Here is a 25,469-nt window from a genome sequence, read left to right as displayed (position 1 = left end):
CACCTGCGGTTATTAACATGACAAGGGGGATGGGCTGCGCCCATCCCCCTTGTCATGTTCAAGTTGCGGATTGCAAAGGGCTGCGCCCTTTGCCGGGGGTGCAGGGGGCGGCGCCCCTTGCGTCAGGCGAACGCGTGTGGCCAGCCGGTGCGGCGGAGGTCGAGGGTGAGCGGGTGTTCGGGGGAGGTGACCACCCTGGGTTCCTCCATCGGGCCCGGGGTATGGCCGAAGGGCTGGAAGCGGATGCGGCGGCGGGCTTCGGCCTCGTTGGCGTTGACGGGGAAGGTCTCGTAGTTGCGGCCGCCCGGATGGGCGGCGTGATGGGTAAGGCCGCCGAGCGAGCGGCCGGTCCAGCGGTCGTAGATGTCGAACACCAGCGGGGTCTGGGCGGGGAGCAGCGGGTGCAGGCCCTGGGCCGGGCGCCAGGCCTTGAAGCGGACGCCGCCGACGAAGCGGCCTTCGTCATCGGTCTTCGCCAGCGGTACGGCGTAGCCGTTGCAGGCGAGGATGTAGCGGCTGTCCTCCCAGTTCTCGACGCTGACCTGGAGGCGTTCGACGGAGTTGTCGACCGCACGGATCATGCCGGCGAGCCCTGCGGTCTCGCCGAGCACGTGCCAGGGTTCGAGCGCCTGTTCGAGCGACAGACCGATGCCGTGGACGCGGACCGAACCGAGATGCGGGAAGCGGAAGGCGATCTGGGCGTCGAACCAGGCCGGATCGAGAGGGGCGGCGGCGGGCAGCAGCGCGTTGAGTTCCTCGATCAGGTCGTGGAAGTCCTGGGCGACGTAATGGGGCAGCATGAAGCGGTCGTGCAGGCGAGTGCCCCAGCGGATCAGGCGGCGCTCGTAGGGCGTGGTCCAGAAGGCGGCGACGGCGGCGCGCAGCAGCAGCGCCTGGGCGGCGGCCATGCGCGGGTCGGGCGGCATTTCCATGGCGCGGTATTCGACGAGGCCGAGGCGGCCGGAGGACGAATCGGGCGAGTAGAGCTTGTCGATGCAGAACTCGGTGCGGTGGGTGTTGCCGGTCATGTCGACGAGGATGTTGCGCAGCAGCCGGTCGACGGCCCAGGGCGGGGTGTCGAGCTTCGGCCCGATCTGGGCAAAGGCGATCTCGAGTTCGCTGATTGCGTCCATCCGCGCCTCGTCGATGCGCGGATGCTGGCTCATCGGGCCGATGAACAGGCCGCTGAACAGATACGAGAGGCTGGGGTGATTGTGCCAGAAGCCGAGCAGCGATTTCAGCAGGTCGGGGCGGCGCAGGAACGGGCTGTCGGCGGGGGTGGTCGCCCCCATCACCATGTGATTGCCGCCGCCGGAGCCGACATGGCGGCCGTCGAGCATGAACTTCTCCGCGCCCAGCCCGAGCCGGTGGGCGGCGTCGTAGAGCTGCGAGGTGCGGTCCACCCAGTCGCGCCAGGAGGCGGCGGGGTGGATGTTGATCTCCACCACGCCGGGATCGGGGGTGATGGAGAACGACGTCACGCGCGGATCGCGCGGCGGGGTGTAGCCTTCGAGGAACACCTTCAGCCCGGTCTCGGCGGCGACCGCCTCGATGCGGGCGACGAGGTCCAGCCAGTCCTCGATCTCGTAGAGGGGGGGCAGGAAGATATGGATGAAGCCCATGCGCGGCTCGACGGTGAGCGCGGTGCGCACCATCGTCGCCGGGTCCTCGCCGTCATCGTCCTGCGCGGGTGTCGGCAGACCAAGCGCCTCGCGTTCCGGCAGCGAGGCGCGCGGCGACAGCGGATCGGCCTCGAACAGCGCCTCGATCTCCTCCGGCGGCGCCCAGGGCAGCGATTGCAACGGCAGGCGCACGCCGATCGGGCTGTCGCCCTGCACCAGCAGCAGCACGTCGGAACGGAGCTGCCAGCGCCCGGTCTCCCACACGCGCTCGCCATCGATCAGCGAGCGCCGCAGCGGCAGCACGTCGCCGACCGGCGCACTCAACCCACGCCCGAACACACGGGCGAGGCGCGCCCGCTCGGCGGGATCGGCGAGCTTCGATTCCTCCACGAGCACGTTGGCCGGCAGCTTGTATTCACGCCAGAGCTGGTAGTGCGTGTCCTCATAGGCCGGCAGCACGCGGTTCGGATCGACGCCGAGCTTTTCCGCCAGCAGGACCGAGAAACGATGCGCATCCTCGTAGGTCGCCCCGGGCGTATCGTCGTCGGACGCCAGCAGGGAGGTGTCCTTCCAGACCGGCTCGCCATCGGTGCGGAAATGCGCATGAATCGCCCAGCGCGGGAGCTGCTCGCCCGGATAGTGCTTGCCGGTGGCATATTGCAGTGCCGCCCCCGGCGCCCAGTCCGGCAGCAGGGCACGGATCAGCCGACCGGCGTAATGCCGCTTCGCTCCACCCAGGGCCTCGGAATTCCAGATCGGCGCGTCCATCTCCGCCATGGCGATGAAGGTCGGCTCACCCCCCATGGTCAGCCGCACATCGCCCTCGGTGAGCAGCGTCTCCACCGCGTCGCCGGCGGCCAGCAGCCTGCCCCATTGCGCATCGTCGATCGGCCTGGTGGTGCGCGGCGTCTCATGCACGCGCGTCACCCCCATATGGAAGCCGAACTCCGTCTCGACCGGCTCCAGCAGGCCGCTGATCGCGGCCGCCGAGGCGGGTTCGGGGCTGGCGGCAAGCGGGATATGCCCTTCGCCGGTCAGCAGCCCGGAGGTCGCATCCAGCCCCACCCAGCCCGCGCCCGGCAGATACACCTCTGCCCAGGCGTGCAGATCGGTGAAGTCTTCCGTGGGTCCGGATGGACCGGTGAGTGATTCCTGATCCGCCTTGAGCTGGATCAGGTAGCCCGACACGAAGCGGGCGGCGAAGCCGAGATGGCGCAGCAACTGCACCAGCAGCCAGCCTGAATCGCGGCACGAGCCACGCATCTCGCCCAGCGTCTGCTCGGGCGTCCATACGCCCGGCTCCATGCGCACCACATAGGAGATGCGGTCGGCCAGCATCTGGTTGAACGCCACCAGCAGCGGCGTGGTGCGCGCACCGCCCTGTTCGTTGGCCTCCGCTGCGGTACGGCTGGCGATGATCCCGCGCGCCTCCTCGATCAGGGCGGCGAGCTTCGGCCCCGGCGCCTCGATCTTGCGGAACGGGGCGAGCTCCTCGGTCAGCACCGGATCGTAGGCGAACGGAAACGTCTCCGCCTCGGGTTCGAGGAAGAAGTCGAACGGGTTGATCGTCGCCATGTCGGCGGTCAGATCGACCGTCACCTCAAACGAACTCACCCGCTCCGGAAACACCACCCTGGCGAGGAAATTGCCCTGCGGATCCTGCTGCCAGTTCAGGAAATGCGGCTGCGGGCTGATCTTGAGCGCATAGGACAGGATCGGCGTGCGCGACTGCGGCGCGGGACGCAGCCGGATCGTCTGCGGACCCAGCGCGATCGGGCGGGCATATTTGTAGGACGTGCGGTGCGTAAGGGCGACGTGGAGCGGCACGCGGAACACTCTCCTCGGGGCAACGGCAGAGCCCCTAGCGTGTCAGCCTTCGTCCGATGCGACAATCATCATTTCGACGGCGATGCAGCCGAGACCGGGTGCGCCAGACGCGCCGCGTCGAGCAGTTGTGTCTTCATCCAGCCGAGAGTTGCAAACATCCCCAGCGCCACCACCAGCGCTACGATCGCCCGCCCCCGGCGCAGCAGCAGCACGACCGCCCCGCACCACAGTGCGAACACCAGCCACGGCACCCCGATCCTCAGCACCAGCGCCCCCGCGCCATGGCCGAGCCCGACGAACAGCAGGAACGGTGTGGCGATCAGCAGCGCCCCGCCCATCAATGCGACGACGATGATCGCCACCACCGCAGCCACATCGCGCCCGCGCCGCGGTCGCTTACGCTGCGGGGCACCGATCCGTCGTTCCAAGGTCCAACTCCGCCAAATGCACTGGCCGCCTGTCTGCGCCAGTAATGTCCGATGACCTGATCTCCAGGCGATCGGGTCGCCGGCGATCTCGTGGACGTCAGGCCGAACGGTTTTCGAACTGGTCACCACGGCCGAAAACGAAAACACTCCCGCAAGCCGGGCTCGCGGGAGTGTTTCAGAACACTCTGGACTTCAGGGACGCCGTTCAGGCCGCCTCGTGATCCTCGTGCTGCTCCGGGCGCGGGCCCGAATCGAGGCCCTTGGCATGGACGTCACGATCGACCAGCTCGATCACCGCCATGTCGGCCGCGTCGCCGTGACGCATGCCGGCACGAAGGACGCGGGTGTAGCCACCCGGGCGGCCCTTGTAGCGCTCGGCGATGGTCGAGAACAGCTTGGCCACGATCGTGTCGTCGCGGAGCTGCGCATAGGCCTGACGACGGGCATGCAGGTCGCCGCGCTTGCCGAGCGTGATCAGCTTCTCGGCCACCGGGCGAAGTTCCTTCGCCTTCGGCAGGGTGGTGGTGATCTGCTCATGCTTGATGAGAGCCACCGCCATGTTGCGGAACATCGCCAGGCGATGGGTTGAGGTGACGCCGAGCTTACGGCCGGCAATACCGTGACGCATGTGAAGTTTTCCTTGTTGTCTGCCAGCCGGCTCAGAACGGCTCGTCGAGCCGCTTGGCCAGGTCCTCGATGTTCTCGGGTGGCCAGGCCGGCACGTTCATGCCGAGCTGGAGCCCCATGGAAGTGAGCACTTCCTTGATCTCGTTGAGCGACTTGCGGCCGAAATTCGGCGTGCGCAGCATCTCCTGCTCGGTCTTCTGCACGAGATCGCCGATATAGACGATGTTGTCGTTCTTGAGGCAGTTCGCCGAACGCACCGACAGCTCGAGTTCGTCGACCTTGCGCAGCAGGTTGCGGTTGAACGGCAGGTCGTCCTGCACCTCTTCCGCCCGCGCCGCACGCGGCTCGTCAAAGTTGATGAACAGCTGCAGCTGGTCCTGCAGGATGCGGGCGGCGAGCGCCACCGCATCCTCCGGCGTGATCGCGCCGTTGGTCTCGACGTTCAGCAGCAGCTTGTCGTAGTCGGTCACCTGGCCCACGCGGGTCGGCTCGACCTTGTAGGACACGCGGCGCACCGGCGAGTAGATCGCATCGACCGGAATCAGCCCGATCGGCGCGTCCTCGGGACGGTTCTGTGCGGCCGGCACATAGCCCTTGTTGAGATCGACGGTGAACTCCATCGAGAACTTCACGCCGTCATCGAGCGTGCAGATCACCAGCTCGGGGTTCATGATCTCGATGTCGTGGCCGGCCGAGATCTGGCCCGCCTTGACCTCGCCCGGGCCGGTGGCGGTCAGCATCATGCGCTTCGGGCCGTCGCCATGCATGCGCAGCGCGAGCTGCTTGACGTTGAGCACGATGTCGGTGACGTCCTCGCGCACGCCGGCGATCGAGCTGAATTCATGCAGCACGCCGTCGATCTGGATCGCGGTCACCGCAGCACCCTGCAGCGAGGACAGCAGCACGCGACGGATCGCATTGCCGAGCGTCATGCCGAAACCGCGCTCCAGCGGCTCGGCGACCACGGTCGCGGTGCGCTGCGGCTCCGTGCCCGGCTCGACGTCCAGCTTCTCCGGCTTGATCAGCGCCTGCCAGTTTCTCTGGAGAACCAAGGTGGTGGCCCCTTCATTCATCGATGTGCCCCTCGCCGGGGCACCCATCGAACATGCCCGATCGTCTCAGGCACCGAAGCCCGCACCATCAAAACCGATGCGGGCACGCTCATTCCAACGAACCACCCCACCCGGTGGGGTGGGGCGGCGAACTCTCAGACGCGGCGACGCTTGCGCGGGCGGCAGCCATTGTGCGGGATCGGCGTCATGTCGCGGATCGCGGTGATCGAGAAGCCGACCGCCTGCAGGGCGCGCAGCGCGCTCTCGCGCCCCGAACCCGGGCCGCTGACCTCGATCTCCAGCGTCTCCATGCCGTGCTCGCGCGCCTTGCGGCCCGCATCCTCGGCCGCGACCTGCGCAGCATAGGGGGTCGACTTGCGCGAGCCCTTGAAGCCCTGCGCGCCGGCCGACGACCAGGCGATCGCGTTGCCCTGGGCATCGGCGATGGTGATCATCGTGTTGTTGAACGTGGACAGCACATGCGCCACGCCGGAGATGATGTTCTTGCGCTCTTTCTTCCGAACGCGCGCGGGGGCGGCCTTCGCCATGTCTTCGATCCTGCCTTCAACTCATCCGGGCCCAGCCAAAGCCCACAAACCGTAGCTGAGACCGGGCGGGCAGCAGCCTGCCACCCGCCAAGGTTCTTACTTCGTGACCTTCTTCTTACCGGCAATCGCCACCGCCTTGCCCTTGCGGGTGCGGGCATTGGTGTGCGTGCGCTGGCCGCGGACCGGAAGGCCGCGGCGATGACGCAGGCCGCGATAGCAGGCCAGGTCCATCAGACGCTTGATGTTCATCGCGACCTCGCGACGAAGATCGCCCTCGACCTGATACTCACGGTCGATCAGCTCGCGGATCTTCAGAACCTCGTCGTCGGACAGCTCGTTCACCCGACGCTCATCGGGAATGCCCAGCTGGGTGCAGATCGACTGCGCCTTGGACGGTCCGATGCCGTAGATGTAACGCAGGCCGATGGTGACCCGCTTGTTGGTCGGGATATTCACGCCGGCAATACGCGCCACGCCACTCACTCCTGTCGCACGGGTCGCACCCGGGCATGAAAGAACGCCCCCGACAAAAGGGAGCGGGTTGTCGTCACACGGGGCGGTGCCCCGGAATGATCGGATTTCGTCTGCCTGACGCCCGCTCGCGGCCCATGAAATGACCGCGCTCCGAGGCGCCCTGCTTGAGGGCGCGGACTATAGCGTCCAGCCCTCGTGAGTCAATCTTTTCTGATCAACTTCCCGTGATCCCAGCGAGATCAATGCAGGGTGTCGGGCCGCGCATCAGCGCTGCGTGAGCTTCTCGGGATGCAGGCGGTGCAGTACCGCGTCGATTGACGCGCTGACCGACTCGATCGAGGCCATGCCGTCGACCTCGTTGAGCACGCCGCGGCCGGCATAATAAGGCAGGATCGGCGCGGTCTGCCGGCGGTAGGCGTCGAGACGCGCGGTGACCGTCTCACGCTTGTCGTCGTCGCGACGGACGAATTCGGTGCTGCCGCAGACATCGCACACGCCCGCCACAGCCGGCTTCTTGAACAGGTCGTGATAGCCGGCGCCGCATTTCGCACAGGTGTAGCGACCGGCGATGCGCTCGACGAGTTCCGCCTCGTCCACGGTCAGCGCGACCACGGCATCCAGCGGGTGCCCCTGCTCGGCCAGCAGCCGGTCGAGCGACTCGGCCTGCGGCACGGTGCGGGGGAAGCCGTCGAGGATGAAGCCCCGTGCGCAGTCCGGCTCGGCAATGCGCCGGCCCAGCATGGCGACGATCATCTCGTCGGGCACCAGCTTGCCGGCATCCATCAGCGCCTTGGCCTCCAGCCCGGCCGGGGTGCCGGCCTTGACCTCGGCGCGCAGCATGTCGCCGGTGGAGATCTGCACCAGCCCGTACTCGGCCTCCAGACGCTTCGCCTGGGTGCCCTTGCCCGCGCCGGGCGGGCCGAGAAGGATGATGTTCATCGCCGCACCACCCGCGCACCGGCCGTGCGTCCGCGCGACTTCCGGATCAGACCCTCATACTGATGGGCGATCAGGTGCGACTGGATCTGGGTGACGGTATCCATCGTCACCGACACGATGATGATCAGGCTGGTGCCGCCGAAATAGAACGGCACGTTGTAGTGGCTGATGAGGATTTCCGGCAGCAGGCAGACCACCACCAGATAGGCAGCGCCGATCGTGGTCAGCCGGGCGAGGATACGGTCAAAATACTCCGCCGTGGCGCGTCCGGGCCGGATGCCGGGGATGAAGCCGCCGTTCTTCTTGAGATTGTCGGCCGTCTCCTGCGGGTTGAACACCACCGCGGTATAGAAATAGGCAAAGAAGATGATCATCGCCGCATACATCAGCATGTAGAGCGGCTGCCCGTGACCGAGCGCACGGCCGACGGTCCCCAGCCAGCCGCCGGTGCCGGCCGCACCCGCGAAGCCGGAGATGGTGGCCGGGATCAGCAGCACGGAGGAGGCGAAGATCGGCGGGATCACGCCCGAGGTGTTCACCTTGAGCGGCATATGGGTGGTGTCGCCGCCATACATGCGCATACCGACCTGGCGCTTGGGATACTGGATCGTCACCCGGCGCTGCGCCTGCTCCATGAACACGATGAAGGCGATGGTGGCGGCCGCCAGCACCAGGAACACCAGCACGAAGAACGGCGACAGCGCGCCGGTGTAGCCGAGCTCGAACAGCGAGGCGAGCGCGTGCGGCAGGTTGGCGACGATGCCGGCGAAGATGATCAGGCTGATGCCGTTGCCGACCCCGCGCGCGGTGATCTGCTCGCCCAGCCACATCAGGAACATCGTCCCGCCCACCAGCGTGACCACGCTCGACAGGCGGAAGAACACGCCCGGGTCGATCACCGCCGGCCCCGACGCACCGTGCATCGACTCGAGCCCGACCGAGATGCCGTAGGCCTGGAACAGCGCAATCACCAGCGTGAGATAGCGCGTGTACTGGTTGAGCTTCTTGCGCCCCGAATCGCCCTCCTTCTTGAGGGCCTCCAGGGTCGGGATCGCCGCGGTCATCAGCTGCACGATGATCGAGGCGCTGATGTAGGGCATGATGTTGAGGGCGAACACGGTCATGCGGCCGAGCGCACCGCCGGTGAACATGTTGAACATGCCCAGGATGCCGCTCTGGTGCTGGTTCATCAGCTCGCCCATCACCGCGGCATCGACGCCGGGGACCGGGATATAGGTGCCGATGCGATAGACGATCAGCGCGCCCAGCGTGAACCACAGGCGCTTCTTGAGCTCGGTCGCCTTGGACAGCGTGCTGAAATTGAGGTTGGCAGCGAGCTGCTCGGCCGCGGAGGCCATAGGCGCGTTTCCCCTGTTCACGACAACGGCGTCCCCTGGCGATCAGCCGGGGGACGCCGCGTCTTTTCTAGCCCTGACGTCCTGACCCGACAATCGGCATCGACCGATAAATCAGGCCAGGTGTCTCACTCTCAAGCCGAGACCGTCTCCGTCTCGCCACCCAGCAGCTTCAGCGAGCCGCCGGCCTTCTCCAGCGCGGCAACCGCGCTGGCCGAGGCACCGGACACATTGAGTGTCACCGCATGGCTGATCTCGCCGCGGCCGAGGACGCGCACGCCATCGACCTTGCCCGACACGAGCCCGGCGCGACGCAGCACCTCTTCCGTCACCGGCTGGCCGGCATCGATCTTGCCCGCGGCGATCGCCGCGTCGAGCGCGCCGAGGTTCACCGGCGCATAGACCTTGCGGAAGATGTTCTTGAAGCCGCGCTTCGGCAGACGCCGGTAGATCGGGAGCTGACCGCCCTCGAACCCGTTCAGCGACACGCCCTCACGCGCCTTCTGGCCCTTCACACCCTTGCCCGAGGTCTTGCCCTTGCCGGAGCCGATGCCACGGCCGAGGCGCTTCGAGGTCGGACGCGCGCCCTTGTTGTCGCGCAGTTCGTTGAGCTTCACCATGGTTCAGCCCTCCACCTTCACCAGATGGGCGACCTTGCGGATCATCCCGCGCACGGCGGGGGTGTCCTCGAGTTCACTCGTCCGGTTGATCTTGTTCAGACCGAGCCCGATCAGCGTCTGCTGCTGGCCCGGCTTGCGGCCGTTGCCGGACGCGATCTGCGTCACGGTGATCTTGTCAGACATGAGCGGCCTCCTCGGCGCCCTCTGCATGCGCCACGTCGCGCTTGCCGAGGATGTCGGTGACCTTCCTGCCACGGCGGGCGGCCACCGAACGGGGGCTCGCGCAGCGCTCGAGGGCGGCGAAGGTCGCCTTGACCATGTTGTGCGGGTTGCGGCTGCCGAGCGACTTGGCGACCACGTCATGGACGCCGAGGCTCTCGAACACCGCGCGCATCGGGCCGCCGGCGATGATGCCTGTGCCGGCCTCGGCCGAACGCAGCACCACGTTGCCGGCACCGAAATGCCCGTGCACGTCGTGATGCAGCGTGCGGCCTTCCTTCATCGGAACGCGGATCATGCTGCGCTTGGCGCGCTCGGTGGCCTTGCGGATCGCCTCGGGCACCTCACGGGCCTTGCCGGCGCCGTAGCCGACGCGGCCCTTCTGGTCCCCGACCACGACCAGGGCGGCGAAGGCGAAGCGACGGCCACCCTTCACCACCTTGGCGACGCGATTGATGGTCACCAGCTTGTCGATCAGGTCGTCGCCCTCGCGCTGCTCGCGAGGCTCACGATCGCGGCCGCGGCCGCCTTCCCTGGGTTCACGTGCCATTGTCTCGATCCCCTCAGAAGGCCAGGCCGCCGGCGCGGGCGGCATCGGCCAGCGCCTTGACGCGGCCGTGGTAGAGATAGGAGCCGCGATCGAACACCACCGCAGTGATGCCGGCCGCCACCGCGCGCTCGGCAACCAGCTTGCCGACCACTTCCGCCGCCGCCTTGTCCGCGCCGGTCTTGAGGCCCTCGCGGACCTCCTTCTCCAGCGTGGAGGCGGACGCGACCGTGCGGCCGGCCTGATCGTCGATCACCTGCGCGTAGATGTTCTTGCCCGAACGGAACACCGACAGGCGCGGACGCCCGCCGGCCTTGCGGCGAAGCTGGAAGCGAAGGCGCTCGCGCCGCCGCTCCCGCAGATCCTGCTGCGTGCTCATTACTTCTTCTTGCCTTCCTTGCGACGGATGACTTCCGTGTCGTAGCGCACGCCCTTGCCCTTGTAGGGCTCCGGCTTCCGGAAGTTGCGGATATCGAGCGCGACCTGCCCGACCCGCTGCTTGTCGATCCCCTCGACCACCACGGCCGTCGGACGCGGGGTGCTGATCTTGATCCCCTCGGGGATCGCATAGATCACGTCATGCGAGTAGCCGAGGTTGAGCACCAGGTTCTTGCCCTGCACCGCCGCACGATAACCCGTGCCGGTGATCTCGAGCGTCTTGCTGTAGCCCGTCGACACACCCTTCACCAGCGAGGCGACCAGCGCACGGGTCGTGCCCCACATCATGCGGGCCTGGGCGGCCTCGGTGCGCGGCGCGACGGACACCTTGTTGTCCTCGACCTTGGTCTCGACATGGGACGACAGCGGCATCGACAGCTCGCCGAGCTTGCCCTTGGCGGTCAGGATGCCGCCGGCGATCGCCACTTCGACGCCCGACGGGATCTCGACCGGATATTTACCAACGCGTGACATCGAAATCCCTCCTCAGAACACGCGGCAGAGGACCTCGCCGCCGACATTGGCAGCGCGGGCCTCGGCGTCGCTCAGGACGCCGCGCGGAGTGGACAGGATCGACACGCCGAGGCCGGCATACACGCGCGGCAGCTCCTTGATCTTGGAGTAGACGCGGCGGCCGGGCTTGGAGACGCGGTGGATCTCTTTGATCACCGGCTCGCCCTCGTTGTATTTCAGCTCGATGCGGATCTGGGCCACGCCGGGACGCAGCTCCTCGGCGGCGAAGCCACGGATGTAGCCCTCGCGCTTCAGCGCCTCGAGAACGCTCGCACGGAGCTTGGACGCAGGCGTCACGCACGCCGAATGACGGCTGCGCTGCGCATTGCGGATGCGGGTGAGCATATCACCCAAAGGATCGGACAAAGACATCGCGGATGGCCCTTACCAGCTCGACTTGACCATGCCGGGGATCTGGCCGGAGTTGGCGAGATCACGCAGCGCGATACGGCAGAGCTTGAACTTGCGGTAGTTGGCGTGGCTGCGCCCGGTGAGTGCGCAGCGCAGCTTCACGCGCACGCGGCTTCCGTTGCGGGGCAGCTCGGCCAGCTTCAGCGAGGCGTCGAAACGCTCCTCGACCGGAAGCGAGCGATCCATCACGATGGTCTTGAGCGCGGTGCGCTTGCTCTTGTCACGCGCCGCCATGCGTTCACGCTTGGCGTTGCGGTTGACCGCGGAGACTTTGGCCATAGGCTTTCTTCATCCTCCGGAACCTGTCGGGCCATCCCGACGGTTTTCCCAAAAACCCCACCCCTTTCGGGGAGGGGTCGTTCGTTTAGCTCAACGCCCCGTGGAAAGGCGAGAGAAAAATCAGTTCGCGAACGGCAGGTCGAACGCCTTGAGCAGCGCCTTCGCTTCCGCATCGGTCTTCGCCGAGGTCACGAACACGATGTCCATGCCGCGGATCTGGTCGACCTTGTCGTAATTGATCTCCGGGAACACGATCTGTTCCTTCAGACCCATCGCGAAATTGCCACGACCGTCGAAGCCCTTGCCGCTGATGCCGCGGAAGTCGCGCACCCGAGGCAGCGCGATCGTCACCAGCCGGTCGAGGAACTCGTACATGCGCTGGCGGCGCAGCGTGACCTTGCAGCCGATCGGCAGGCCGGCGCGGATCTTGAAGCCGGCGATCGCCTTCTTCGCCACCGTCTTGACCACCTTCTGGCCCGCGATCTGCGTCAGCTCGGCGACAGCGGCGTCGAGCTTCTTCTGGTCGCCGGCGGCCTCGCCGACGCCCATGTTGATCACGATCTTCTCGAGACGCGGCACCTGCATCTCGTTGGCGTAACCGAACTGCTCGCGCAGCTTGGCCCGCAGCTCGTCCCGATAGCGCGCCTGCATGCGCGGCGTGTAGCGGGCGGCTTCCTTCACTTCTGACATGACAGCCCCCTCAGCTCTCGATGATCTCGCCGGTCGCACGCGCGACGCGGACCTTGCGGCCATCCTCGAGCACGCGGAACCCGACCTTGGTCGGCTTGCCGCTCTTCGGATCGACGAGGGCCAGGTTCGACAGGTCGATCGCGGCCTCGCGCTCGACGATGCCGCCAGGCTCACCCATGCCGCGCGGCTTGGTGTGGCGCTTGGCGATCTTGACGCCGCGCACGACGGCGCGGTTGTCCTTCGGCGAGACGCTGAGCACCTCGCCCTGCTTGCCACGGTCCGAACCGGTGGTGACGACGACGGTGTCGCCCTTGCGAATACGAGCGGCCATCACAGCACCTCGGGCGCGAGAGAAATGATCTTCATGAACTTGCGCGCGCGCAGTTCACGAACGACCGGGCCGAAGATGCGGGTGCCGATCGGCTCCTGCTGCTTGTTGATCAGCACGGCCGCGTTGCGGTCGAAGCGGATCGCACTGCCATCGGCGCGGCGCACGGCGGCCGCGGTGCGGACGATGACGGCCTGATGGACGTCGCCCTTCTTCACCTTGCCGCGGGGGATCGCTTCCTTGACGGACACGACGATGACGTCGCCGACCGAGGCGGTCTTCCGCTTGGAGCCGCCCAGCACCTTGATGCACTGCACCCGACGCGCGCCGCTGTTGTCGGCGACGTCCAGGTTGGTCTCGGGATGAATCATCTCTTATCCCCTCAGACCGAGGCCGGAGCCGCGGCCGCACCGAGATCGCTCCCGTTGCGCGCGACGACCGTCCAGGTCTTGCGCTTGGAGATCGGCGGGCACTCGACGATGCGCACCGTGTCGCCAACCTTGCATTCGTTCAGCTCGTCATGCGCCGCATACTTCTTCGAGCGGCGGATGAACTTCTTGTACAGCGGATGAATGACCCGCCGATCGACAAGCACCGTCACGGTCTTGTCCATCTTGTCGGACGTCACCCGTCCGGTCAGGACGCGCTTCGGCATCGCCCCTACTCCTTCAGGACTTCGAGGCCGAGACACCCGTCTCGGCAATGATCGTCTTCACCCGCGCGATGTCGCGACGGACCTCGCGCGAACGGCTGGTGCCTTCAGCCTGGCCGGTGGCCCGCTGGAAGCGCAGGTTGAACTGCTCGCGCTTGAGGTCGAGCAGCATCGTCTTCAGCTCATCCGCGGACTTGGCGCGGATGTCGGCCGGCTTGGTCGCCTTCGCCATCTCAGGCCTCTCCCACTCGGGTGATGAACTTGGTCTTGATCGGCAGCTTCGCGGCACCGAGTTCCAAGGCTTCCTTGGCAACCTCGGGCGGCACGCCCTCGATCTCGAACATGATGCGGCCCGGCTTCACGCGCGCCACCCAGAACTCGGGCGAGCCCTTGCCGGAGCCCATGCGGACCTCGGCAGGCTTGGTGGAGACGGGAACGTCCGGAAAAATCCGGATCCACACACGACCAGCGCGCTTCATGGCACGCGTGATCGCGCGGCGGGCGGCCTCGATCTGGCGAGCGGTGACCCGCTCCGGCTCGAGTGCCTTGAGGCCGAACGCGCCGAAATTCAGCGTCGTGCCGCCCTTGGCCAATCCGTGGATCCGACCCTTGTGGGCCTTGCGGTACTTGGTCCGCTTAGGAGAGAGCATTTTCTTGTTCCTTAAGCGTCAGAGATCAGCGCTGCGGCGCCTGCTCTGCCGCACGGCGATCCTGCGCCAGCGGGTCGTGGGCCAGGATCTCGCCCTTGAAGATCCACACCTTGACACCGCAGGTGCCGTAGGTGGTCTTCGCGGTCGCAACCCCGTAATCGATATCGGCGCGCAGCGTGTGCAGCGGCACCCGCCCCTCGCGATACCACTCGATGCGGGCGATCTCGGCACCGCCGAGACGACCGCTGCAGTTGATCCGGATGCCCTGCGCGCCCAGACGCATCGCCGACTGCACCGCACGCTTCATCGCACGACGGAAGGCCACGCGACGCTCGAGCTGCTGGGCGATGTTCTCGGCGACCAGGGTCGCGTCGATCTCGGGCTTGCGGATCTCGACGATGTTCAGCGCCACCTCGGACTTCGCCATACGGGCGAGATCCTTCCGCAGCACCTCGATGTCGCCACCCTTCTTGCCGATCACCACGCCGGGACGCGCGGCATAGATCGTCACGCGCGGCTTCTTCGCCGGACGCTCGATCACCACGCGCGACACGCCCGCGCCACTGAGGCGACGGCGCAGATGCGCACGCAGCTTGATGTCCTCATGCAGCAGACGCGCATAGTCGGTATCGGCGAACCAGCGGCTGTCCCAGGTCCGGTTGATGCCGAGCCGGAGCCCGATCGGATTGACTTTGTGACCCATGGTTCAGGCCGCCTCTTGCTCGGATGAACGGGTACGCTTGGCCTTCGGCGCCTCTTCCTCGGGGGCGCGCTCGGCGACCACGATCTTGAGGTGGCTGAACCATTTCTCGACGCGCGACGCACGGCCGCGACCACGGGCATGGAAGCGACGCATCACGATCGACTTGCCGACCTCGGCCCGGGTGACGACCAGCTGGTCGACATCGAGCTGATGGTTGTTCTCGGCGTTCGCGATCGCGCTTTCGAGGGTCTTGCGGACCTGCTGGGCGATGCGGCGCTTCGAGAACGTCAGCGTGGCGACGGCGTCGGAGGCCGGCTTGTTGCGGATCAGACCCGCCACCAGGTTCAGCTTGCGCGGGCTGATGCGGATGTTCGACGCGATCGCCTGCGCCTCCGTCTCAGCGAGCGCGCGCGGATGTTTCGGCTTGCTCATGTCAGCCCCGCTTCGCCTTCTTGTCCGACGAATGACCGGTGAAGGTCCGCGTCGGGGAGAACTCGCCGAACTTGTGGCCGACCATGTTCTCGTTGACCTGAACGGGCAGGAACTTGTGCCCGTTATAGACACCGAACGTCAGGCCGACGAACTGCGGCAGGATCGTCGAGCGACGCGACCAGATCTTGATGATCTCGTTGCGGCCCGACGCCCGTGACGCCTCGGCCTTGTTCAGCAGATACCCGTCCACGAACGGGCCCTTCCAGACGGAACGTGCCATCTTGACTGCCCCTTCTTACTTGCCGCTCTTGCGGCGACGGATGATCAGCTTGTCGGTGCGCTTGTTGACGCGCGTCTTGTAGCCCTTGGTCGGCTTGCCCCAGGGCGTGACCGGATGACGGCCACCCGAGGTGCGGCCCTCGCCACCACCATGCGGGTGATCGACCGGGTTCATCACCACACCGCGGTTGTGCGGACGCCGACCCAGCCAGCGCGAACGCCCGGCCTTGCCGATGTGCTGGTTCATGTTGTCGGGGTTCGAGACCGCGCCAACCGTCGCCATGCACTCGCCGCGCACCACGCGGAGCTCACCGGACTGCAGCTTGACCTGCGCATAACCGGCATCCTTGCCGACCAGCTGGCAATACGTGCCCGCCGAACGTGCGACCTTGCCACCGGCACCGGCCTTGAGCTCGATGTTGTGCACGATGGTGCCGACCGGGATCGCCGAGAGCGGCATCGCGTTGCCCGGCTTGATGTCGACGCGCGCACCGGCCACCACCTGATCGCCGGCGCGAAGGCGCTGCGGGGCCAGGATGTAGGCGAGCTCGCCATCGGCATACTTCACCAGCGCGATGAACGCGGTGCGGTTCGGATCGTACTCCAGACGCTGCACGGTGCCGACGACGTCGAACTTGCGACGCTTGAAGTCGACATAGCGATAGGTCTGCTTGTGCCCGCCGCCCCGGAACCGCACCGTGGTGCGGCCGTGGTTGTTGCGGCCGCCCGAGTGGCTCTTGCCCTCGGTCAGCGTCTTGACGGGCTTGCCCTTCCACAGCTCGCTGCGGTCGATCAGGACGGTGCCGCGAAGGCTCGCCGTGACGGGCTTAAAGTGCTTCAATGCCATCTGTCGCGACCTCTCAGGACAGCTTCGCGGTCAGGTCGATGGACTGACCTTCCGCAAGCTGCACGAACGCCTTCTTGACGTCGGAACGCTGACCCGGACGGCCGCGGAACCGCTTCGTCTTGCCCTTCTGCACCAGCGTGTTGACGCCGACGACCTTCACCCCGAACAGCCCCTCGACGGCGGCCTTGATCTCGGGCTTGGAAGCATCGATCGCCACCTTGAAGACCACCTGGTTCTTCTCGGACAGCATCGTCGCCTTCTCGGTGATCACCGGCGCGCGCACGATGTCATACATCGCCTCGCGCGGCAGCTTTTCCGCCTTGCGGCGGATGGCGAGAATGTTGGTCATGCCAGGCGCTCCTTCAGGCCTTCGAGCCCCTCGCGGGTGATCGCCAGCACGTCGTGGTTGAGGATGTCATAGACATTCGCGCCCACGGTCGGCAGCACGTCGATGCGCGGCAGGTTGCGCGCCGCACGCAGGAAACCCTCATCGACCGCACGGTCGACGATCAGCGCCGAGTTCCAGCCCAGCACCTTGAGTTGCTTGGCGAGTGCTGCAGACTTCGTCGCACCCGACGCGGTCTCGAGCACCACCAGCTTGCCCTCGGCCGCCTTCTGGCTGAGCGCGCTGATCAGGCCGAGGCGGCGGATCTTCTTGGGCAGGTCATAGCCATGATCGCGGACGACCGGACCATGCACCACACCGCCGGTGCGGAACTGCGGCGCGCGCAGCGAGCCCTGGCGGGCATTGCCGGTGCCCTTCTGGCGATACGGCTTCTTGGTCGTGCCGGACACCTCGCCCATACCCTTGGTGCGGTGCGTGCCGGCGCGGCGACGCGCAAGCTGCCAGTGCACCACGCGCGCCATGATGTCGCTGCGCGGAGCGGCCCCGAAGATCGCCTCGGGCAGCTCGGCGGTGCCGGCGCTGCCATTGTCGAGGGTCTTGATTTCGACTTCCATTGCCATTGTCCTCACGCCCCGACCAAAGCTGCCGGGAACGGCGCATCGGCATGACGGGCGCGCTTGATCGCGTCGCGCACCTCGACCAGCTCACCCTTGGAGCCCGGCACCGCGCCGCGCACCATGATGAGACCCTTCTCCACGTCCACCGCCGCGACCTCGAGGTTCAGCGTGGTGATCCGCTCGCCACCGAGATGACCGGCCATCTTCTTGTTCTTGAAGGTCTTGCCCGGGTCCTGGCGGTTACCGGTCGAACCGAGCGAACGGTGCGAGATCGACACGCCGTGGCTCGCCTCGAGACCGGCGAAGTTCCAGCGCTTCATGCCGCCGGCAAAACCCTTGCCCTTGGAGGTGCCGGTGACGTCGATCTTCTGGCCGACCACGAAATGCGCCGCCGACAGCGTCGCACCCGGCTCGAGCAGCGCGTCTTCCGACACGCGGAACTCGCGCAGGTTCTTCTTCGGCTCCACCTTCACGCGGGCGAAATGGCCACGGTTCGGCTTGCTGACGTTCTTCACCTTGGCCTTGCCCGAGCCGAGCTGGACGGCGGTGTAGCCATCACGCTCGACGGTGCGGGTGTCGACCACCTGCAGCTCGTCGAGATGCAGGACGGTGACCGGCACGTGGGTGCCGTCGTCCTTGAACAGCCGGGTCATGCCCAGCTTCTTGGCAATCAATCCTGTGCGCATGATTCCCGGGCCTCAGATCTTGATCTCGACGTCCACGCCAGAGGCGAGGTCGAGCTTCATGAGAGCGTCCACGGTCTGCGGGGTCGGCTCAACGATGTCGAGCAGGCGGCGATGCGTCCGGATCTCGAACTGCTCGCGGCTCTTCTTGTCCACATGCGGAGAGCGGTTGACGGTGAAACGCTCGATATGCGTCGGCAGCGGGATCGGCCCGCGCACCCGCGCACCCGTACGCTTCGCGGTGTTGACGATCTCCTTCGTGCTGTTGTCGAGCACGCGGTGATCGTACGCCCTCAGGCGAATGCGGATGTTCTGGTTGTCCATTATCTCGAAAAAACCCAGGAACAGATTGGCGATCCAGAGGTCGGCGCGCCCTCATGACGCGCCGACATACGATGCCCGGTCCGGATCGGGACTGTTCGTCCCGGCCCGGACCTTCGAAGCGTCAGGCCTCGATCTTCGCCACCACGCCGGCGCCGACGGTGCGGCCACCCTCGCGGATCGCGAAACGCAGACCCTCATCCATGGCGATCGGCGCGATCAGCGTCACGTCCATGGAGATGTTGTCGCCCGGCATCACCATCTCGGTGCCTTCCGGCAGGGTCACGACGCCGGTGACGTCGGTCGTGCGGAAGTAGAACTGCGGGCGGTAGTTGGTGAAGAACGGCGTATGACGGCCACCCTCTTCCTTGGTGAGGATGTAGGCCTCGGCCTTGAACTTCGTGTGCGGGGTGATCGAGCCCGGCTTGGCCAGGACCTGGCCGCGCTCGACGTCCTCGCGCTTGGTGCCACGCAGCAGCGCGCCGATGTTGTCGCCGGCCTCGCCGCGGTCGAGCAGCTTGCGGAACATCTCGACACCGGTGACGGTGGTCTTCACGGTGGCCTTGAGGCCCACGATCTCGACTTCGTCACCGACGTTGACGGCGCCACGCTCGACGCGACCGGTCACCACCGTGCCACGGCCGGAAATCGAGAACACGTCCTCGATCGGCATCAGGAACGGACGGTCGATCGGACGCTCCGGCTGCGGGATGTAGGCATCCACGGCGGCCATCAGCTCGAGCACGGCCTTCTCGCCGATCTCCGCGTTGCTGTCCTCGAGGGTGGCGAGCGCCGAGCCCTTGACGATGGGGATGTCGTCGCCGGGGAACTGGTACGACGACAGCAGCTCGCGGACTTCCATCTCGACGAGCTCGAGCAGTTCGGGGTCATCGACCTGGTCGACCTTGTTGAGGAACACCACCAGCGCCGGCACGCCGACCTGACGGGCGAGCAGGATGTGCTCGCGGGTCTGCGGCATCGGGCCGTCAGCGGCCGACACGACCAGGATCGCGCCGTCCATCTGGGCGGCACCGGTGATCATGTTCTTCACGTAGTCGGCGTGGCCGGGGCAGTCCACGTGCGCGTAGTGACGGTTGGTGGTCTCGTACTCGACGTGGGCGGTCGAGATCGTGATGCCGCGCGCGCGCTCCTCGGGGGCCTTGTCGATCTGGTCGTAGGCCGTGAAGGTCGCGCCACCCGTCTTGGCGAGCGTCTTGGTGATCGCAGCCGTCAGCGACGTCTTGCCATGGTCGACGTGACCGATGGTGCCGATGTTGCAGTGCGGCTTGTTCCGCTCGAATTTCGCCTTAGCCATCGTTGTGCTCCGTTACCCGGTCTGTCGCCGGGGATCGCGGTTGAAGTTTCTCTAGTCTACCAAGCGCCCGCTGTTGCCAGCGGTGGCAAGCGCCCGCTGTTACCAGCGGTAGTGGCTGAAGGCCTTGTTGGCCTCAGCCATGCGGTGCGTGTCCTCGCGCTTCTTGACGGCGGTGCCACGGTTGTTCACCGCGTCCAGAAGCTCGTTCGACAGGCGGTCCTGCATCGTGTTCTCGCCACGCTTGCGCGAGGCGTCGATCAGCCAGCGGATCGCCAGCGCCTGACGGCGCTCGGTGCGAACCTCGACCGGCACCTGGTAGGTCGCGCCACCGACGCGGCGCGAACGCACCTCGACGGCCGGCTTCACGTTCTCCAGTGCCTCATGGAACATGCGCACCGGATCGGCCGTCGCCCCGCCGCGCTTGCGCAGCGTGTCGAGCGCACCGTAGACGATGCCTTCGGCCGTGGACTTCTTACCGTCATACATCAGCGCATTCATGAAGCGCGTGATGACGATGTCACCGAACTTGGCGTCCGGCAGGATCTCGCGCTTGACGGCGCGGCGGCGGCGACTCATGCCCTGGTCCTCTTCTTACTTCGGACGCTTCGCGCCGTAGAGCGAACGGCGCTTACGACGCTTGGCGATGCCCTGCGTGTCGAGCACGCCGCGCAGGATGTGGTAGCGAACGCCCGGAAGGTCCTTCACGCGACCGCCACGGATCAGCACCACGGAGTGCTCCTGGAGGTTGTGACCCTCGCCGGGGATGTAGCTGACCACCTCGTGACCGTTGGTCAGGCGCACCTTGGCGACCTTACGCAGGGCGGAGTTCGGCTTCTTCGGGGTGACGGTGTAGACGCGCGTGCACACGCCGCGCTTCTGGGGGCACCCCTGGAGGGCCGGAACCTTGTTGCGCTTGGCGGCAGGCTCGCGCCCGTTCGCGATCAGCTGGTTGATGGTCGGCATACGCCCCTGTCCCAATCCTAAAACGTTCCGCCTCGCCCGACCGCCGCGGCAAAGACCCACTCGATGCAGCAAAAACCCGCCCGAACCGGGACGACCGGCCCTTGCGGACATTCCAACTGCGCACGGCCTAGGCGGCGATTCGGAAACAAGCCCCGATTCTCCGCGGCGCCGCACGCTCCGGTGCTGCATCCAGCGGCCCCCGCGACGAAAATCGCCGAGGTCAGCTAAGGGCGCGGAACCTACGAGCGGACCAACGCAGAGTCAAGCATATTGACAGCGCAAACATGGCAGAGGCGCCGCCCCCGCACGCCGGCAAAGGGCTTGCCTTCTGCGAACCCGATTTTCACAGAAAAGGCGCCGGCGAGGGAGACCTCGCCGGCGCCTTTCCTGACTTGTTTGCAAAGGGCAAGCCCTTTGTCGGGGGTGCGGGGGCAGTGCCCCCGCCCTCACTCACTCCGCGGCACGATCCGGCAGTGCCGGCACCTTGCCTGCCACACGCTGCCCGTCCTGCCCGGCCGCGACCGCACGCAGGCGGTTCATCACCGAACCCGTGCCCGCCGGGATCAGGCGCCCGACGATCACGTTTTCCTTGAGCCCGTTGAGCGTATCCACCTTGCCGGCGGTCGCCGCCTCGGTGAGCACGCGCGTGGTCTCCTGGAACGACGCCGCAGAGATGAAGCTCTGCGTCTGCAGCGAGGCCTTGGTGATGCCCTGAAGCACCGGCATCGCCTGCGCCGGACGCTCGTTCTCCCGCAGCCGCTTCTCGTTCTCGCCCTCGAACTCGATCCGGTCGACCAGCTCGCCCACCAGATAGGTGGTGTCGCCGGGCTCGAGGATCTCGACCTTCTGCAGCATCTGGCGAACGATCACCTCGATGTGCTTGTCGTTGATCTTCACGCCCTGCAGTCGATAGACGTCCTGGATCTCGTTGACGAGGTAGTCCGACAACGCTTCCACCCCCAGCACCTTGAGGATGTCGTGCGGCACGCGCGGCCCGTCGACCAACGGGTCGCCACGACGCACGAAGTCGCCTTCCTGCACCGAGACGTGCTTGCCCTTCGGGATCAGATAGTCGCTCTCCTCGCCGGTCTCGTCGTTCTTGACGATGATGCGACGCTTGGCCTTGTAGTCCTTGCCGAACTCCACCCGACCGTCGATCTCGGCGATGATCGCGTGATCCTTCGGACGACGCGCCTCGAACAGCTCGGCCACCCGCGGCAGACCGCCGGTGATGTCGCGTGTCTTGCTGCCCTCGCGGGGAATACGGGCGAGCACGTCACCCGCATGCACCACCGCGCCGTTCTCGACCGAGAGGATCGAGTCGGGCGAGAGGAAGTAGCGCGCATCGTTGCCGTTCGGCAGCTTCACCACATCGCCGCGGTCGTCCTTGAGCTGCAGGCGCGGACGCAGGTCCACGCCCTTGGCCGCCTGCTTGTAGTCGACGACCACCTTCGACGTGAGCCCGGTGACCTCGTCCATCCGCTCGACCAAGGTGATCGAGTCGATCAGGTCGAGATATTCGACCTTGCCGGCGCGCTCGGTGATGATCGGCAGGGTGTACGGGTCCCACTCGGCCAGCTTCTGCTGGCGGGTGACCTCCGCGCCCTCCTCGACCAGCAGACGCGCACCGTAGGGCACGCGGTAGCGGGCGCGCTCGGAGCCCTTGTCGTCGGTCAGCACCATCTCGCAGTTCCGCGACATGATGACCGGAATCCCCTGGGAATTCTGCACCACGTTGCGGTTGCGGATGGTCACGCGGCCGTCATGCGACGCCTCCACGCTCGACTGCTCCGCGCCACGCTGCGCGGCACCGCCGATATGGAAGGTGCGCATGGTGAGCTGCGTGCCCGGCTCGCCGATCGACTGCGCGGCAATGACACCCACCGCCTCGCCGATATTGACCGGCGTGCCGCGGGCCAGATCGCGCCCGTAGCAATGCCCGCAGACGCCGACGCGGCTGTCGCAGGTCAGCACCGAGCGGATCAGCACCGACTCGACGCCCGCCCGCTCGACCCGCTCGGCTTCCGCCTCACCGATCAGCGTGTTGCGCGGCAGCACGATCGCGCCATCCGCCGGATCGACCACGTCGGCGGCCGTGGTGCGGCCGAGGATGCGCTCCGACAGCGAGGAGACCACTTCGCCGCCATCCATCACCGCACGCACGGTTAGGCCGCGCTCGGTGCCGCAATCGTCCTCGACGATGATGCAGTCCTGGGCGACGTCGACCAGACGACGGGTCAGATAGCCGGAGTTCGCGGTCTTCAGCGCGGTGTCCGCGAGGCCCTTGCGGGCGCCATGGGTCGAGTTGAAGTATTCGAGAACCGACAGGCCTTCCTTGAAGTTGGCGATGATCGGCTGCTCGATGATCTCGCCCGAAGGCTTGGCCATCAGGCCGCGCATGCCGGCGAGCTGACGCATCTGCGCCGGCGACCCGCGCGCACCGGAATGGCTCATCATCCACACCGAGTTGGTCGGCTTGCCGATCTCCTGCTTGGAGATCTCCTTCATCATCGCGCCCGCCACCGCATCGGTGCAGCGCGACCAGGCGTCGACCACCTTGTTGTAGCGCTCGCCGGCGGTGATCAGGCCGTCCTGATACTGCTGCTCGAACTCCTTCACCTCGGCGGTCGTCTCGTCGATCATCGCCTGCTTGGAAGCCGGGATGATCATGTCGTCCTTGCCGAAGGACAGGCCGGCCTTCGCCGCCTGGCCGAAGCCCAGACCCATCAGCCGGTCGGCGAAGATCACGCATTCCTTCTGACCGCAATGACGGTAGACGGCGTCGATCACGTCGGAGACGTTCTTCTTGGTGAGCTGCTTGTTGATCAGCGCGAACGGCACCGCCGGGTGCTTGGGCAGGATCTGCGCGATCAGCATCCGGCCCGGCGTGGTGACCACGGTCTGCCGGATCGGCTTGCCGTCCGCATCGACGGTGTCGAAGCGTGCACGGATCTTGTCGTGCAGATGGATCGCCTTGGCGGTCAGCGCATACTCGATCTCGCCGATCGAGGAGAACGCCGTCGCGCCGGTCTTCACCAGCTTGCCCTGCGCGTCATACTCGTTCTGGTCGGGGGTGACGCGGAACGCCGCCGTCTCGAGCGAGAGATAGTACAGGCCCAGCACGATGTCCTGGCTCGGCACGATGATCGGCTTGCCGTTCGCCGGGCTGAGGATGTTGTTGGTGCTCATCATCAGCACGCGCGCTTCCAGCTGCGCCTCGAGGCTCAGCGGGACATGCACGGCCATCTGGTCGCCGTCGAAATCGGCGTTGAACGCGGTGCAGACCAGCGGATGCAGCTGGATCGCCTTGCCCTCGATCAGCACCGGCTCGAAGGCCTGGATGCCGAGACGGTGCAGGGTCGGCGCACGGTTCAGCATCACCGGATGCTCGCGGATCACCTCCTCGAGGATGTCCCACACCTCGGGACGCTCCTTTTCCACCATCCGCTTGGCGGCCTTGATGGTGGTGGCGTGACCGTATTTCTCGAGCTTCGAGTAGATGAACGGCTTGAACAGCTCGAGCGCCATCTTCTTCGGCAGGCCGCACTGGTGCAGCTTGAGCTCGGGACCGACCACGATCACCGAACGGCCCGAATAGTCGACGCGCTTGCCGAGCAGGTTCTGCCGGAAGCGGCCCTGCTTGCCCTTGAGCATGTCGGACAGCGACTTCAGCGGACGCTTGTTGGCCCCCGTGATCGCGCGCCCGCGACGGCCGTTGTCAAACAGCGCATCCACGCTCTCCTGCAGCATGCGCTTCTCGTTGCGCACGATGATGTCGGGCGCGCGCAGGTCGATCAGCCGCTTGAGGCGGTTGTTGCGGTTGATGACGCGGCGATAGAGATCGTTGAGATCCGAGGTCGCGAAGCGGCCACCATCGAGCGGCACCAGCGGGCGCAGCTCGGGCGGGATCACCGGCACCACGTCGAGGATCATCCACTCGGGGCGCGAACCGGACTCGGCGAACGCCTCGATCAGCTTCAGACGCTTGACCAGCTTCTTGCGCTTGGCCTCGGAGGTGGTCTCCTTGAGGTCGGCGCGCAGCTGCACCTTCTCGGCATCGCAGTCGATGTCGCGGAGAATGGTCTTGATGGCCTCCGCGCCAATGCCGAACTGGAAATCGTCACCGAACTCGTCCTGCTTGGCGAGCAGCTGGTCCTCGTTGAGGAGCTGGTGGCGCTTGAGGTCGGTCGCGCCCGGATCGAGAACCACGTAGCTCTCGAAATACAGGATCTTCTCCAGCTCCTTGAGCGTGAGATCGACCATCAGCCCGATGCGCGACGGCAGCGACTTGAGGAACCAGATATGGGCGACGGGGCTGGCGAGCTCGATATGGCCCATGCGCTCACGGCGCACCTTCGCCAGCGTCACCTCGACGCCGCACTTCTCGCAGATGATGCCGCGGAACTTCATGCGCTTGTACTTGCCGCACAGGCACTCGTAGTCCTTGATCGGCCCGAAGATGCGGGCACAGAACAGCCCGTCCCGCTCCGGCTTGAAGGTGCGGTAGTTGATCGTCTCCGGCTTCTTGATCTCGCCATACGACCAGGAGCGGATCTGCTCCGACGACGCCATCTGGATCTTGATCTGGTCGAAGGTGACGGCCTGGCCAGTCTGGCCGAGGATCTTCATCAGTTCATTCATGCGTCGATACCCCCGCGGTCCCCACCACTTCGCCCAAAGCGGCGGAACACATAAAATTCGTCATTGCGAACCAAGGCTTCAACCCCCGCGCCCCAATCGGCGC

33 protein-coding genes are annotated in these 25,469 nt (G+C 66.3%); all 33 read right to left on the bottom strand.

The window, feature by feature from the left end; translation table 11 throughout:
* Positions 1-122 precede the first annotated feature (122 nt).
* Positions 123-3,449, bottom strand: coding sequence for a transglutaminase family protein (locus tag FHR90_RS05655; RefSeq protein ID WP_176621572.1), 3,327 nt, complete (start codon positions 3,447-3,449; stop codon positions 123-125).
* 68 nt (positions 3,450-3,517) lie between these two features.
* Positions 3,518-3,877: a hypothetical protein gene (locus FHR90_RS05650; protein WP_183274895.1), complete on the bottom strand. Its 360-nt coding sequence runs from the start codon at positions 3,875-3,877 to the stop codon at positions 3,518-3,520.
* A 205-nt stretch (positions 3,878-4,082) separates the two neighbouring features.
* Positions 4,083-4,505 carry a 50S ribosomal protein L17 gene (gene rplQ / locus FHR90_RS05645; protein ID WP_176621570.1) on the bottom strand — a complete coding sequence of 141 codons (423 nt, stop codon included), beginning with the start codon at positions 4,503-4,505 and terminating at the stop codon, positions 4,083-4,085.
* Positions 4,506-4,536: 31 nt separating this feature from the next.
* Complete coding sequence (locus FHR90_RS05640) at positions 4,537-5,556, bottom strand: DNA-directed RNA polymerase subunit alpha (RefSeq protein WP_176621584.1); 1,020 nt, start codon at positions 5,554-5,556, stop codon at positions 4,537-4,539.
* A gap of 155 nt (positions 5,557-5,711) precedes the next feature.
* Positions 5,712-6,104, bottom strand: a complete 393-nt coding sequence (gene rpsK / locus FHR90_RS05635) for a 30S ribosomal protein S11 (protein WP_176621569.1) — start codon at positions 6,102-6,104, stop codon at positions 5,712-5,714.
* Between the two features lie 96 nt (positions 6,105-6,200).
* Positions 6,201-6,578, bottom strand: coding sequence for a 30S ribosomal protein S13 (rpsM, locus tag FHR90_RS05630; RefSeq protein WP_176621568.1), 378 nt, complete (start codon positions 6,576-6,578; stop codon positions 6,201-6,203).
* A 264-nt stretch (positions 6,579-6,842) separates the two neighbouring features.
* On the bottom strand, positions 6,843-7,517 hold the full coding sequence (locus FHR90_RS05625) for an adenylate kinase (protein ID WP_176621567.1): 675 nt from the start codon (positions 7,515-7,517) through the stop codon (positions 6,843-6,845).
* Entirely contained in the window at positions 7,514-8,875 is a 1,362-nt protein-coding gene (gene secY, locus FHR90_RS05620; RefSeq protein ID WP_176621566.1) for a preprotein translocase subunit SecY, read from the bottom strand. Before secY ends, FHR90_RS05625 begins: the two co-directional genes overlap by 4 nt.
* A gap of 131 nt (positions 8,876-9,006) precedes the next feature.
* A complete protein-coding gene (gene rplO / locus FHR90_RS05615; protein ID WP_176621583.1) occupies positions 9,007-9,489 on the bottom strand; it encodes a 50S ribosomal protein L15 in 483 nt (160 codons plus the stop codon).
* A gap of 6 nt (positions 9,490-9,495) precedes the next feature.
* Entirely contained in the window at positions 9,496-9,675 is a 180-nt protein-coding gene (gene rpmD, locus FHR90_RS05610; RefSeq protein ID WP_176621565.1) for a 50S ribosomal protein L30, read from the bottom strand.
* Positions 9,668-10,261, bottom strand: coding sequence for a 30S ribosomal protein S5 (gene rpsE, locus FHR90_RS05605; protein ID WP_176621564.1), 594 nt, complete (start codon positions 10,259-10,261; stop codon positions 9,668-9,670). Before rpsE ends, rpmD begins: the two co-directional genes overlap by 8 nt.
* A gap of 13 nt (positions 10,262-10,274) precedes the next feature.
* Complete coding sequence (gene rplR, locus FHR90_RS05600; protein ID WP_176621563.1) at positions 10,275-10,637, bottom strand: 50S ribosomal protein L18; 363 nt, start codon at positions 10,635-10,637, stop codon at positions 10,275-10,277.
* Entirely contained in the window at positions 10,637-11,170 is a 534-nt protein-coding gene (gene rplF, locus FHR90_RS05595; protein WP_176621562.1) for a 50S ribosomal protein L6, read from the bottom strand. The genes rplR and rplF overlap by 1 nt, the downstream gene beginning before the upstream one ends.
* 12 nt (positions 11,171-11,182) lie before the next feature.
* Positions 11,183-11,581, bottom strand: a complete 399-nt coding sequence (gene rpsH / locus FHR90_RS05590) for a 30S ribosomal protein S8 (RefSeq protein WP_176621561.1) — start codon at positions 11,579-11,581, stop codon at positions 11,183-11,185.
* 12 nt (positions 11,582-11,593) lie between these two features.
* Positions 11,594-11,899, bottom strand: coding sequence for a 30S ribosomal protein S14 (gene rpsN, locus FHR90_RS05585; protein WP_176621560.1), 306 nt, complete (start codon positions 11,897-11,899; stop codon positions 11,594-11,596).
* Between the two features lie 120 nt (positions 11,900-12,019).
* Positions 12,020-12,589 (bottom strand): 50S ribosomal protein L5, encoded by a 570-nt coding sequence (rplE, locus tag FHR90_RS05580; protein WP_176621559.1) that lies wholly within the window; start codon positions 12,587-12,589, stop codon positions 12,020-12,022.
* A gap of 10 nt (positions 12,590-12,599) precedes the next feature.
* Positions 12,600-12,920, bottom strand: coding sequence for a 50S ribosomal protein L24 (rplX, locus tag FHR90_RS05575; protein WP_176621558.1), 321 nt, complete (start codon positions 12,918-12,920; stop codon positions 12,600-12,602).
* The gene (gene rplN / locus FHR90_RS05570) at positions 12,920-13,288 is read right to left on the bottom strand and encodes a 50S ribosomal protein L14 (RefSeq protein WP_176621557.1); all 369 of its coding nucleotides are present in this window, start codon (positions 13,286-13,288) and stop codon (positions 12,920-12,922) included. Before rplN ends, rplX begins: the two co-directional genes overlap by 1 nt.
* Positions 13,289-13,299: 11 nt before the next feature.
* Complete coding sequence (rpsQ, locus tag FHR90_RS05565) at positions 13,300-13,572, bottom strand: 30S ribosomal protein S17 (RefSeq protein WP_176621556.1); 273 nt, start codon at positions 13,570-13,572, stop codon at positions 13,300-13,302.
* A 13-nt stretch (positions 13,573-13,585) separates the two neighbouring features.
* Complete coding sequence (rpmC, locus tag FHR90_RS05560) at positions 13,586-13,801, bottom strand: 50S ribosomal protein L29 (protein WP_176621555.1); 216 nt, start codon at positions 13,799-13,801, stop codon at positions 13,586-13,588.
* A 1-nt stretch (position 13,802) separates the two neighbouring features.
* A complete protein-coding gene (rplP, locus tag FHR90_RS05555) occupies positions 13,803-14,219 on the bottom strand; it encodes a 50S ribosomal protein L16 (protein ID WP_176621554.1) in 417 nt (138 codons plus the stop codon).
* A 25-nt stretch (positions 14,220-14,244) separates the two neighbouring features.
* Positions 14,245-14,922, bottom strand: coding sequence for a 30S ribosomal protein S3 (rpsC, locus tag FHR90_RS05550; protein WP_176621553.1), 678 nt, complete (start codon positions 14,920-14,922; stop codon positions 14,245-14,247).
* Positions 14,923-14,925: 3 nt separating this feature from the next.
* Positions 14,926-15,354, bottom strand: a complete 429-nt coding sequence (gene rplV / locus FHR90_RS05545; RefSeq protein WP_176621552.1) for a 50S ribosomal protein L22 — start codon at positions 15,352-15,354, stop codon at positions 14,926-14,928.
* A gap of 1 nt (position 15,355) precedes the next feature.
* Entirely contained in the window at positions 15,356-15,634 is a 279-nt protein-coding gene (gene rpsS / locus FHR90_RS05540) for a 30S ribosomal protein S19 (RefSeq protein WP_176621551.1), read from the bottom strand.
* A 15-nt stretch (positions 15,635-15,649) separates the two neighbouring features.
* Complete coding sequence (rplB, locus tag FHR90_RS05535) at positions 15,650-16,480, bottom strand: 50S ribosomal protein L2 (protein WP_176621550.1); 831 nt, start codon at positions 16,478-16,480, stop codon at positions 15,650-15,652.
* A 13-nt stretch (positions 16,481-16,493) separates the two neighbouring features.
* Complete coding sequence (locus FHR90_RS05530; RefSeq protein WP_456305512.1) at positions 16,494-16,790, bottom strand: 50S ribosomal protein L23; 297 nt, start codon at positions 16,788-16,790, stop codon at positions 16,494-16,496.
* 35 nt (positions 16,791-16,825) lie between these two features.
* On the bottom strand, positions 16,826-17,440 hold the full coding sequence (rplD, locus tag FHR90_RS05525) for a 50S ribosomal protein L4 (protein WP_176621548.1): 615 nt from the start codon (positions 17,438-17,440) through the stop codon (positions 16,826-16,828).
* Positions 17,441-17,451: 11 nt separating this feature from the next.
* Positions 17,452-18,129, bottom strand: a complete 678-nt coding sequence (gene rplC, locus FHR90_RS05520; RefSeq protein ID WP_176621547.1) for a 50S ribosomal protein L3 — start codon at positions 18,127-18,129, stop codon at positions 17,452-17,454.
* Between the two features lie 12 nt (positions 18,130-18,141).
* Positions 18,142-18,450, bottom strand: coding sequence for a 30S ribosomal protein S10 (gene rpsJ / locus FHR90_RS05515; RefSeq protein ID WP_176621546.1), 309 nt, complete (start codon positions 18,448-18,450; stop codon positions 18,142-18,144).
* A 121-nt stretch (positions 18,451-18,571) separates the two neighbouring features.
* Positions 18,572-19,762 (bottom strand): elongation factor Tu, encoded by a 1,191-nt coding sequence (gene tuf, locus FHR90_RS05510; RefSeq protein WP_176621545.1) that lies wholly within the window; start codon positions 19,760-19,762, stop codon positions 18,572-18,574.
* A gap of 99 nt (positions 19,763-19,861) precedes the next feature.
* Positions 19,862-20,338 (bottom strand): 30S ribosomal protein S7, encoded by a 477-nt coding sequence (gene rpsG / locus FHR90_RS05505; RefSeq protein WP_176621544.1) that lies wholly within the window; start codon positions 20,336-20,338, stop codon positions 19,862-19,864.
* A 15-nt stretch (positions 20,339-20,353) separates the two neighbouring features.
* Complete coding sequence (gene rpsL / locus FHR90_RS05500) at positions 20,354-20,725, bottom strand: 30S ribosomal protein S12 (RefSeq protein ID WP_176621543.1); 372 nt, start codon at positions 20,723-20,725, stop codon at positions 20,354-20,356.
* Between the two features lie 450 nt (positions 20,726-21,175).
* Positions 21,176-25,366, bottom strand: coding sequence for a DNA-directed RNA polymerase subunit beta' (gene rpoC, locus FHR90_RS05495; protein WP_176621542.1), 4,191 nt, complete (start codon positions 25,364-25,366; stop codon positions 21,176-21,178).
* Between the last annotated feature and the right edge of the window lie 103 nt (positions 25,367-25,469).

The organism is Endobacter medicaginis (assembly GCF_014192375.1).
In the GTDB taxonomy this organism is placed as follows: domain Bacteria; phylum Pseudomonadota; class Alphaproteobacteria; order Acetobacterales; family Acetobacteraceae; genus Endobacter; species Endobacter medicaginis.
This window is presented reverse-complemented; position numbering and strand designations above follow the sequence as displayed.